Origin of the sequence: Pantoea sp. B270 (assembly GCF_018726825.1) — a bacterium.
GTDB classification, from domain to species: Bacteria; Pseudomonadota; Gammaproteobacteria; order Enterobacterales; family Enterobacteriaceae; genus Pantoea; species Pantoea dispersa.
Map to the genome: position 1 here is coordinate 1,677,820 of NZ_JAHCSX010000001.1, position 11,145 is coordinate 1,688,964.

Annotated in this window: 8 protein-coding genes; 3 read left to right on the forward strand and 5 right to left on the reverse strand. The window is 59.2% G+C overall.

The window, feature by feature from the left end:
* Window positions 1-53: 53 nt before the first annotated feature.
* From asmA to udk, 3 genes are all read right to left on the reverse strand, one after another.
* On the reverse strand, window positions 54-1,853 hold the full coding sequence (gene asmA, locus KOL70_RS08125; RefSeq protein WP_215480491.1) for an outer membrane assembly protein AsmA: 1,800 nt from the start codon (window positions 1,851-1,853) through the stop codon (window positions 54-56).
* Window positions 1,854-1,912: 59 nt separating this feature from the next.
* Window positions 1,913-2,494: a dCTP deaminase gene (gene dcd / locus KOL70_RS08130; protein WP_021509321.1), complete on the reverse strand. Its 582-nt coding sequence runs from the start codon at window positions 2,492-2,494 to the stop codon at window positions 1,913-1,915.
* A 120-nt stretch (window positions 2,495-2,614) separates the two neighbouring features.
* The gene (gene udk, locus KOL70_RS08135; RefSeq protein WP_010615887.1) at window positions 2,615-3,253 is read right to left on the reverse strand and encodes a uridine kinase; all 639 of its coding nucleotides are present in this window, start codon (window positions 3,251-3,253) and stop codon (window positions 2,615-2,617) included.
* 229 nt (window positions 3,254-3,482) lie between these two features.
* On the opposite strand from udk, the gene KOL70_RS08140 reads away from it, so the two are divergent.
* The 3 genes from KOL70_RS08140 (at window position 3,483) to yegD (ending at window position 8,444) form a co-directional block, all read left to right on the forward strand.
* Window positions 3,483-4,094: a phosphatase PAP2 family protein gene (locus KOL70_RS08140; protein ID WP_215480492.1), complete on the forward strand. Its 612-nt coding sequence runs from the start codon at window positions 3,483-3,485 to the stop codon at window positions 4,092-4,094.
* Window positions 4,095-4,451: 357 nt separating this feature from the next.
* A complete protein-coding gene (locus tag KOL70_RS08145; protein ID WP_088516598.1) occupies window positions 4,452-7,016 on the forward strand; it encodes a diguanylate cyclase in 2,565 nt (854 codons plus the stop codon).
* Window positions 7,017-7,091: 75 nt separating this feature from the next.
* Entirely contained in the window at window positions 7,092-8,444 is a 1,353-nt protein-coding gene (gene yegD, locus KOL70_RS08150) for a molecular chaperone (protein ID WP_021509318.1), read from the forward strand.
* A 115-nt stretch (window positions 8,445-8,559) separates the two neighbouring features.
* Here yegD and KOL70_RS08155 read toward each other — a convergent pair whose 3' ends face one another.
* Both KOL70_RS08155 and KOL70_RS08160 read right to left on the reverse strand, forming a co-directional pair.
* Window positions 8,560-9,894 carry a carbohydrate porin gene (locus tag KOL70_RS08155; RefSeq protein ID WP_021509317.1) on the reverse strand — a complete coding sequence of 445 codons (1,335 nt, stop codon included), beginning with the start codon at window positions 9,892-9,894 and terminating at the stop codon, window positions 8,560-8,562.
* 221 nt (window positions 9,895-10,115) lie between these two features.
* Window positions 10,116-11,078: an aldo/keto reductase gene (locus tag KOL70_RS08160; RefSeq protein ID WP_021509316.1), complete on the reverse strand. Its 963-nt coding sequence runs from the start codon at window positions 11,076-11,078 to the stop codon at window positions 10,116-10,118.
* Window positions 11,079-11,145 lie beyond the last annotated feature (67 nt).

Below are 11,145 nucleotides of genomic sequence, written 5' to 3' on the forward strand. Positions count from 1 at the left end.
GGAAAGCATCGGTTTTTTGTAGGGTGCGCATTCATGCGCACCGGCATCGGGTTTTATTGCCGCGGTGCAGACTTCTGGCTATCCAGCCACTGATTAAGGCGCGTTTTGGCTTCGCCCTGCAACTGCTGGCGCACCACGTCATCCACCGGCAGCGAATACTGCAGATTGCCCCAGCTGCCGTACATGCGCAGCGGAATCGGCTGGCCGTTGAGTACTTTCGCCAGCCGGTCGTCGCCCTGCCAGCCGCGCAGAATCATATTAATGGTGACATCCAGCTGCTGCTTCACCACATCCACGTTGCCGTGGGTTTGCAGCGCCAGCCGGCTGCTGCCGCCCTGCAGATCCGGCAGCGTGACGTTGCCCTGCTTCAGGCTGATGCGCCCGCTTAACTGTTCAATTCCCTGATCATCCGGCTGATCGTTACTGACGCGATTGCTGACGCGCGCCACGGCGCGGCGCACCATCTGCTGTAAATTCAGCTGCGCCAGCTGCAGATTAGTCGCTTCCAGTTCTGAATTGCCCTGCCAGTTCTGTTTCGCCTCCGCCACGCTCAGCCCGGCACCGCTGATGTCGCCCTTGAGCGAGACCGTGCCCTGCAGCGAAGCCGGCAGTTCCAGCGCTTTAAGCAGCGGCGCGATGGCAATGCTGCTCAGCTCCGGCTGAAACGCCACCTGCGTGACCGGCTGACGGATATCCACCGAGCCGGGAATGGAAAAGTGGCCGTCACCAAATTTGCCCTGCAGCTTGTTGAGCGTCAGCAGCCCGCGCTGATTGCGGGCGTCAATTTGCAGATTGCTGAGCGTCAGACCGCGCCACACGCTGCTGTCAGCGTCGAGCGTCAGCTGTAAATCCATGCTGTTGAGCGGCGAGTCGGCATTATTGTGCGCGCGCGGCTCAGCGATCACCGGCGTGCGCATCACGTTAGCCTGCTGCGTGGTGCTGTTATCGCTGGCGGGCGCGCTGGCCATCAGGTTATCCAGATTGAGCGAGGTCGCGTGCAGCGCGAGGTTGAGCTGCTGCGGCAGGGCCAGCCGGCCCTCAGCGCTGCCGTCGAGGGCGCTGTCATTCGCGGTTAACTGCAGCTTGTTCAGCGCAAACTGCTGCTGGTCGCCATCCCACTGCGCCTGCCCGCTCAGCGTCCCTTTAATGCCCTGCGGCGGCAGGTTCGCGCCGTCCAGCGTGTAATCCAGCTCATCCAGCTGGCCGCTGATACGGTGCGGATAGTGCGCCACGTCCATCTGCCCTTTCAGGTTCAGGCTGAGATTGCGCTGATTGCGCGACACGCGTGTCGCCAGCTCAACGCTGGCCTGCCGGTTATCGTCCTGATTCAGATTGAGGTTGAGATCGCGGAAGTTGTACTCGTCACCGCCCGGCTGCTGCCAGATGAGCAGGCTATCGGCGATGCGCAGTTTACTGATGTTAAAGGTCCAGCCATTGCTGGCGGCGATGGCCGGTTCACTGTCGCCAGGCTCAATCGGCGCGCCCTGCGGTTTCTGCACCGCGCTGTCCGGCGTGGCGCGAATAATCGCGTTTTTCAGCATCACCTGGCTGACGCTCAGCTGATGCGACAGCAGCGGCCACAGATTGACGTCCAGACGCATATTATCGGCGGTCACCATCGGCTGGCTGGCGCCGGGCGCGGTCAGGCTCATGCGGCCCGCCAGAATGCTGAGCTGCGGCCAGACGTGCCAGCGCAGGTCGCCGCTCACTTCAAGCTGATAACCACTGCGCTGTTTTACCTGCTGTACCATATAGGTACGAAAGTCGTTGGGATTGACCAGCAACACCAGTGCCGTCATGCCCGCTACGACCACCACTAACAGGATGGCCAGCGTGGTTATCAGTCTTCTCATTGCATCCTCATCACCGTCAGATTTCAGGCCGCTGGCGCGAAATCACTCCAGGAGAAACGTTAGTCTTTATCAATACGGCTGGCGTCAGCGCCCTGCTGCCCGCGATATTTGGCGTCTTCGCGGCGATTGTAAGGACGCGCCGCCGGCCCGGACAGCGGTTCAAAGCTCAGTGCGCCAATCAGCATGCCGGGACGCAGCGCCAGCGGCAGCTTACCGGAGTTGTAAAACTCCAGCACGATGCGGCCCTGCCAGCCCGGATCGATACGGTGCGCGGTAACGTGCACCATCAGCCCGAGGCGCGCCAGCGACGAACGGCCATCCAGCCAGCCCACCAGATCGTCGGGAATGGTGACGGATTCCAGCGTTACCGCCAGCGCCAGTTCGCCCGGATGCAGAAAGAACGCTTCGCCTTCCGGCAGCACGATCTCATCGCTCATCACGCGATCCAGCGCCGCGCTCACTTCGTGTTTTGGACCACTCAAATCAATAAACGGTGCGGTGTGGCCGCTAAAAGTGCGGAACTGGTTACCGAGGCGCACATCCACGGTAGCACCGTTGATGCGCTCAACCGGCGGACGGGGATCGATGGCCAGCTTGCCGCTGTCCAGCCAGCTTTCAATATCGCGATCGCATAATCTCATCGCAGAAACTCCATGATTTAAGTGTAGCGAAAGGTGGTCAGGTTGTGACAAACCGTTCGCGTCACGTCCATCCGGACGCACGGTGTCCCGCTCCGGTCACGCTGAACCGGACGGGCGTCGTCAAAGATACTGGTTAATTTTGGCCTTGAGGATATCAATGGCGATGCGGTTTTTACCACCGCGCGGCACAATGATGTCGGCATACTGCTTGGAAGGCTCAATAAACTGCAGGAACATCGGGCGTACGGTCTTTTGGTACTGGCTCATCACCGAGTCCATCGAGCGCCCGCGTTCGTTGACGTCGCGCTTCATACGGCGCATCAGGCAGATATCCAGCGGGGTATCAACGAAGATCGAGAAGTTAAGCTCCTGGCGCAGCCGTGCATCGGTCAGCAGCAGAATTCCTTCCAGAATAATTACTTTCTTCGGCTTCAGGTGAATACACTCGTCGGTGCGGGTGTGCTCAACGTAGCTGTAAACCGGCAGGTCGATATCTTCGCCGGCCTTCAGTGCGCGCAGATGCTGCAGCAGCAAATCGTGGTCCATCGCGCTCGGATGGTCGTAGTTGGTTTTCACCCTCTCTTCCATGGTGAGGTGGCTTTGATCTTTATAGTAGGCATCTTCGGGGATCACACCGATATGCTCGTCACCGACCTGGTCACGGATTTCACGATAGAGCGTGCTGGCAATAAGACTTTTTCCGGATGCGGATGCACCTGCAATGCCAACGATCACGCACTGATGAGACTTGTCAGTCATACTTTTTTAAGACCTGATAACTGGAGCCGGTTTCTGTCTGCACAAAAACAGGCCGATTGAGAGGGTTAGTTGGCGGCAATTATAGGGATTTCACCGGGTTGATGCCAGTGAAAACCGGCGCGCCGCCTTTTCAGACTATCCCGTTTTGCAGCCAGCGGCTTAATCGATACACTGTTTCTCTACCCGCCGTGTGACTGGCGGGAGCCCGATAGTCGTTGCAAGGAAAAGTATGAGCTGGAGAACCCTGACCTATTTCGGCGACAGTATGTTGCTGATCCCCACTGCGGTGATCATCGCCCTGGTGCTGCCGTGGAAAAGCGACAACCGTCGCACCGTCTTGTACTGGCTGCTGGCGTTTGGCCTGGCGGGCCTGCTGGTCAGCATCTCGAAAATTATGTTTCTCGGCTTCGGCATTGGCAGCGCGCGTTATAACTTTACCGGTTTCAGCGGCCATAGCGCGATGTCAGCGACGCTGTGGCCGGTGATGATGTGGCTGATTTCCGGCCGCTGGCCTACGTTCTGGCGCGCCCTGACTATCGGTATCGGCTATCTGATTCCGTTGATGGTGGGATTATCGCGCCTGGTGATCCATGCGCACTCGGTAAGTGAAGTGCTGGCCGGACTGATGCTGGGCTTTACCCTGAGCAGCGCGTTCCTGCTGAGCCAGCGCCGCACCGCGCTGAAGGGGTTTAGCGTGGTGCAGGTGGCGGTGGCATTTCTGATTCCGCTGTTGCTGATGGGCCACGGCCGCGTCGCCACCACCCAGCAGTTCCTCGAGCGTTTTTCCGCTGACCTCGCCGGGCTGGAAAAGCCCTTCACCCGCGCCGATTTGTTCCGCTGAGTGTGTTGTACACCTGGTCGCCATGAATGGCGCCCCTACAACAGTTCTGGTGCAGGATGCCAACACCCTAAACCATTCACCGTCTTTGTAGGGTGCGCATTCATGCGCACCTGGTTTCGCTGAGTGCATTGTACAACCTGGTCGCCATGAATTGCGCCCCTGCGACAGTTCTGTTGCAGGATGCCGACCCCCTAAACCGTTCACCGTTTTTGTCGGGTGCGCATTCATGCGCACCTGGATGCAGGCCGCAAAAAAACATTTCCGCACAAAGATATCTGACAGATGTGCTAGCATGGATTAAGAGATTGACTGGCGCATTTTTCTTCGAGTAATCAATGCGCGCTGCTGGATTCGTGCATGACTCTTGAGATAGTAACCTCGCAGGATAATCCGCAAAAAAAGTGGCTCAGCGCCCTGCTGCTTTGCGCGCTGGCATTTTTACTGACGCTGTTCTGTCTGGAACTGATTGTCGTCAGCGGCCGCATTTCCCCGCTCTGGTACTCCACCGCGTTAATGACCGTCGTGGTGTTCCGCGCACCCTCGCGACAGGTACCGCTGCTGCTGGCCAGCTGCGTGCTCGGCACGGCGCTGGCCAATCTGCTGGTGATCGGCCCGGCCCTGAGCAATGTCAAATTCGCCATCCTTAATATGGTGCAGGCCATCCTCGGCGGGCTGATGCTGCGCGCGCTGCTGGACCGCAAAGCCCCGCTCAACTCACTGGCCGACTGGATACGCTTTGCGCTGGCTGCGGGCCTGATCGCGCCGCTGCTGGGCGGCGTCGTGGCGCTATGGATGCTGCACGTTGACGGCCACGCCTCGTTGCCGTTTTTCTCCACCTGGGTGATCTCTGAAGTGATTGGCGTGCTGGCCTTCGGTCCGGTGCTGCTGCTGTGGCCTGATAAACCGCTGCGCCAGCTGATCACGCCGGAACGTCAGCTGGAGACGCTGCTCACGCTGATCGTCACGCTGCTGGCCAGCTATCTGGCGCTGCGCTTCCTGCCGTGGCCGTTTACCTTTATCGTGGTGATTCTGTTCTGGTGCGCGGTGCGCCTGCCCAAATTCGAAGCCTTTCTGCTGTTTTTCCTCAACGCCAGCTTTATCTCGCTGCTGCTGGCGCTCGACTGGGTCAACCTGGCGCGCAACGATCTGCTGCTCGGCCAGGTCAGCACCTGGCTGCCGTTTCTGCTGGTGCTGCTGCCGAGCCACGTAATGTCGCTGGTGATGGATGCCTTCCAGCGTGAAAAGCACCACATCAGCGAAAGCGAAACCCGCTTCCGCAACGCCATGGAGTATTCCGCCATCGGCATGGCGCTGGTATCGCCGGAAGGCGGCTGGCAACAGGTCAACCAGTCGCTGTGCCGCACGCTGGGCTTCGCGGCGGAGGAGCTGAAAAAACTCACCTTCCAGCAGATCACCCATCCGGACGATCTCAACAGCGACCTGCAACAGCTGGAGCGGCTGATCGCCGGTGAGATCCTGACCTATACGCTGGAGAAGCGCTATTTCCGCAAAGATGGCGAGATCGTCTGGGCGCGCCTCACGGTCTCGATGGTGCGTGATGCGCAGCTGCACCCGCTCTACTTTATCGCGCAGATTGTGGATATCTCCGAGCTGAAGCAGAGCGAGCAGGTCAACCAGCGGCTGATGGAGCGCATCACGCTGGCCAACGAAGCGGGCGGCATCGGCGTGTGGGAGTGGAACCTGCTAAACGGCGAGATGTTATGGGACAAGCGCATGTACGAGTTATTCGCGCTGGAGCCGCACCGGGTGCCGAGCTACGACCTGTGGCTGCATCTGGTCGATGTTCAGGAACGTGAAGCGGCCGCGCTCACCATTCAGCAGGCGATTGAACGCCGCAGCGCCTTTCAGCTGGAGTACCGCATCAATCTGCCGCAGGGCGTGCGCTACGTGCGCTCCGAGGCCAATAGCATCATCAGCAAGGACGGGCAGATCGAACGCATGCTCGGCATTTGCCAGGACATTACTTCGCTGCGCACGCTGAATGAAGCGCTGTTCCAGGAGAAGGAACGCATGGCGATCACCCTCGACTCGATCGGTGAAGCGGTGATTTGTACTGACGATGAGATGCGGGTGACCTTCATGAATCCGGTGGCCGAGACGCTGAGCGGCTGGCCGCAGGCGAAAGCGGCTGGCGTGGCGCTGAGCGAACTGCTGACGATTACGCGTGGTGCGCAGGGGCCGCGCGTGGAGAATCTGTTGCTGTGCAGCCTGCCCGCCAGCAAAACCACACCGGACCTGGAAGAGGAGCTGGTGTTGCATACGCCGGATGGTGCCCAGGTCGAGATTCACTACAGCATCACGCCGCTGAAAACCCTGACCGGCAGCGACATTGGTGCCGTAATGGTCATTCATGACGTCAGCGAGTCGCGCCGCATGATGAAACGCCTGAGCTACAGCGCCTCTCACGATATGCTGACGCGTTTGCCGAACCGTCACAGCTTTGAACAGCAGCTGAAGCGACTGGTGAATGACGCCGCCGCGCATCACAGCGAGCACGTGCTGGTGTTTATCGATCTGGATAAGTTTAAAGCGGTCAACGATACCGCCGGCCATGCCGCTGGCGATGCGCTGCTGCGCGCACTGGCCGATCTCATGCAACAGCACCTGCGCAATAGCGATGTGCTGGCGCGCCTCGGCGGTGACGAATTTGGCCTGCTGCTGCCCTACAGCAATGTTGACCAGGTGCGCGAGGTGGTGCAGGGCATCGTCAGCGCGGTGCATGACTTTACCTTTATCTGGCAGGACCGGCCGTATCACGTCGGCGCCAGCGCCGGTATCACGCAAATCGATCAGCATAACTGCATCAGCAATGTGGTGATGTCGCAGGCCGATGTTGCCTGTTACAGCGCCAAACACGCCGGGCGCGGCCAGTATCAGGTTTACCAGGAAGTTCAGGGATAAACTGCGGCGCTGCCCATTGCCAGCCCGCGTTGGCTGCGCTAAAGTCGCCCCCTTTTTTCTGGCATGGGGGATACAATGTTTATCGGATTCGACTACGGCACGGCTAACTGTTCCATCGCGGTAACGGATAGCGGCACACCGCGGTTACTGACACTGGAAAACGGTCAGCGCCTGCTTCCCTCCATGATTTGCGCGCCCACGCGCGAAGCCATCAGTGAATGGCTGCACCGCCATCATCAGGTCCCCACGCCAGACAGCGAAAGCACCGCGCTGCTGCAGCGCGCGCTGCGTTATAACCGCGAAGAGGATATCGAGGTAACGCCTGCCAGCGTGCAGTTTGGTCTGACCGCGCTGCAGCACTATATGGTTGATCCGGAAGAGGTGTGGTTCGTCAAATCGCCGAAGTCGTTCCTCGGCGCCAGTGGCCTGAAACCCCAGCAGATCGCCTTCTTCGAAGATCTGGTGTGCGCCATGATGCTGCACATTCGCCAGCAGGGTGAAACCCAGCTCGATCAACCGATTGACCAGGCCGTGATTGGCCGGCCAATCAACTTCCAGGGACTGGGCGGTGAAGACGCCAACCAGCAGGCGCAGGGCATTCTGCTGCGTGCCGCACAGCGTGCCGGGTTCCGCGACGTCGAGTTTCAGTTCGAGCCGGTTGCCGCCGGTCTGGAGTTTGAAGCCACGCTGCAGCAGGAGACACGCGTGCTGGTGGTGGATATCGGCGGCGGAACCACCGACTGCTCCATGCTGCTGATGGGTCCGCAGTGGCGTAATCAGTCCGATCGCCGTGCCAGCCTGCTTGGCCACAGCGGCTGCCGCGTCGGCGGTAACGACCTCGATATCATGCTGGCGTTCAAAACGCTGATGCCGCTGCTGGGTCTGGGCGGTAACACGCTGAAGGGCACTGCCCTGCCCGCCCTGCCGTGGTGGAACGCGGTGGCGATTAACGATGTGCCGGCACAAAGCGACTTCTACTCGGCCGCCAGCGGTAAGCTGCTGCGCGATCTGGTGCGTGATGCCGAACAGGGCGATAAAGTCGCACATCTGCTGAAAGTTTGGCAGCAGAAGCTGAGCTACCGGCTGGTGCGCGCGGCGGAAGAGAGCAAGATTGCGCTCTCCGATCAGCGCGAGACCGCAGCCTCGCTGGCGTTTATTGCGCAAACGCTGCAGGCGGAGATCAGCGCCGCGCAGCTGGAAGAGGCGATCAATCAGCCGCTGGCGCGCATTCTTGAGCAGGTGCAGCTGGCGCTGGCCAGTTGTGACACCCGTCCGGAGGTGATTTACCTCACCGGCGGCAGCGCCCGTTCGCCGATCCTGCGCGCCGCGCTGCAGCAGGCACTGCCCGACACGCCCATCGCCAGCGGCGATGATTTCGGCTCGGTCACCGCCGGCCTGGCGCGCTGGGCCGAAGTGATGTTTAGATAATTCCCTCTCCCGCTTGCGGGAGAGGGTTAGGGTGAGGGCCAGATAGCTCTGTGCGATTTTCCCCTCACCCTGCCCTCTCCCAAAGGGAGAGGGAAAAGTCACACATTCTGCCAGATTAGAAATTCACGTTCGCACTGATCCCACCCACAAACGCATCTTTCACTTCGCTTACCGCACCCGGTGCCACCACGTATTGCAGGTTTGGACGCAGCTGCAGCCATTTGGTCAGCTGCGCATTGTAATAAACCTCGTAGTTGTACTCGGAACCATCCTGAATCGGCAGATAGGTTGGGCTGTCGAAATCAGTTTCGCCGTTGGCATCATTCTGCTGACGCAGCGAACGGGTATACGCGCTGTTGACGTGAATACGCGCCGCGCCGACGCCAATCTCATCCTGCGGACGCGCATCAAACGGCCCTTTCCAGGTAAAGCTGATCGACTGATAGTTGTCGGTTTTCGAGGTTTTGTGATCGTTCATCACTGCCTGCACCGTCACGCCGAGGCCACGGCTGGCATCGCCGCCCTGTGCGGTCAGCTGCTGCTGTAACAGCACGTAGCCGCCGTAGGCGTGGTCCTTGCTCTGATAAGCGCCATCGCGCCAGCTGCCGTAGTTATCGCCGTTGGCCGACGAGTAGTAGTAACCAATGCGGTAGTTACCCGGCAGGTTGGCCGGGCCGAAGGTCGGTTTCCAGCCCAGTTCCACCGGCACCAGGTTGCCTTCGGAGTTGCTGGTATCCAGACGGAAACCGTCACCGCGATCGTAGTTGGCACTGTTCTGGTTGTAGAAGCCCACCTGGAAGAACACTTCCGGCGTAAAGTTAACCTTCACGCGGCCGCCCCACTGGGAAACCGGCCAGTTAAACCAGCGGTCGCCGCGCCAGTTACCCGCCTGGCCGCTGCCGAATGCGAGGTTCTGGAACTTGCTGTCGAAGTTGTCGAAATCTTCCCCGACGGTGACGCGACCGGCTTTCAGGTTGACGGTGTTATCAAACAGCCCTTTGCTGAGCCAGAACTGCGTCAGACGCCAGGTCTGGCCACGTCCGTACACTTCCTGCACCGATGACAGCATGCCGGTACGGCGGTCTGCCACCTGATCGGAGATATTGCGACCGTTACGGTCGGTAATGGTCATCTGGAACTGCGCATCCTGCCAGTCGAGCAGTTTTTGCAGGTCAAGATTCAGGCCAAACGCCCACTGATCGCTGTAGCGCATCGAGGTGTTGGTATCGGCACCGCCGCCCAGGTTCGAGGCACTCTCCATGGTGTAGTTAACGTCGAACTTCACGCCGTCGTTTTCCAGCTGCGTTCGGTTACCGCCCCAGTCGCCAAACATATAGGGGGAATCGTAGCTGAACGCATCGGCTGCCACCGCCGACGCACTCAACATAGCAAACATCAGGGTGCCCGCTGCCAGGCGAGGCATATGCTGCACTGCTTTTTTTCTGTTCATGATGATTATTCTTCTGTGAATTTCCGGAGAGGAACGGGCAGAGAATAATGCTGAGGTTATGTCAATTTTTGCAAATCTGTGCGCAGTGAGTGCAAAGGTGACAGTGACTTAACGCAATTGTGACAGCGATCGATGAATGGATATCTTCTGGAGGAAAAAGGCATTTTTTGCGTGGCGAAAAAATTATTACGTGACGGGACGTCGCAGCGTCCCGCTTCGCGTTACGGCTTGCTGGCGCTGGCCAGCTCTTCAATTTCCTGCTTGCTGAGCTCCAGCTCGGTGGCTTTCACCAGCTCATCCAGCTGCTGCAGTGAGGTGGCACTGACAATCGGTGCCGTGATGCTCGGTCGCGCAATCTGCCACGCCAGCGCCACCTGGGTAGCAGAGGCGTCGTGCGAGGCCGCGACATCTTCCAGCGCTTCAATGATGCGCTTACCGCGATCGTTGAGGTATTTTTCTACAATGCCCTGGCCGCGCGCGCTTTTGCTGGCGTCTTCCGGCTTTTTGTATTTCCCGCTCAGGAAACCGCTGGCCAGCGAGTAGTAGTTAATCACACCGAGACCGTTTTTCACCGCCACCTGCTCCAGTCCGCTTTCATACTCCTGACGATCGTACAGGTTGTACTCCGGCTGCAGTGTTTCATAGCGCGCCAGTCCCTCCTGCTTACTGATGTCGAGCGCTTCCTGCAGGCGCTGCGCGCTGTAGTTGGACGCACCAATAGCCCGCACTTTGCCCTCTTTGATCAGCGAGTCGAAGGCTTTCAGCGTCTCCACCAGCGGCGTGCTGTCGTCATCACGGTGCGCCTGGTACAGATCGATGACATCCGTCTGCAGGCGGCGCAGCGAATCTTCCACGGCCTGGCGGATATAGGCCGGTTTCAGCCCGGTTTTCTCCGGCGTCAGCTCCATGCCTACCTTGGTGGCGAGCACGATACTGTCGCGCTTACCGCTTTTTTTCAGCCATTTACCGATGATGGTTTCCGATTCACCGCCGGCGTTGCCCGGCGCCCAGCGTGAGTAAACGTCTGCGGTATCAATGAAGAACAGCCCCTTTTCCACCAGCGCGTCGAGCAGTGAAAACGAGGTTTTTTCATCGACGGTCCAGCCAAAAACGTTGCCGCCAAACGTCAGCAGCGGCACGCTGATACCGCTGTCGCCCAGCTGACGGGTTTTGTGTTGACGCATGTGATCCTCCTTAGTGAAACGAGACTGGTCTGTCATTCAGCTTAGCAAAGGAAAAAGTCACGCTTAT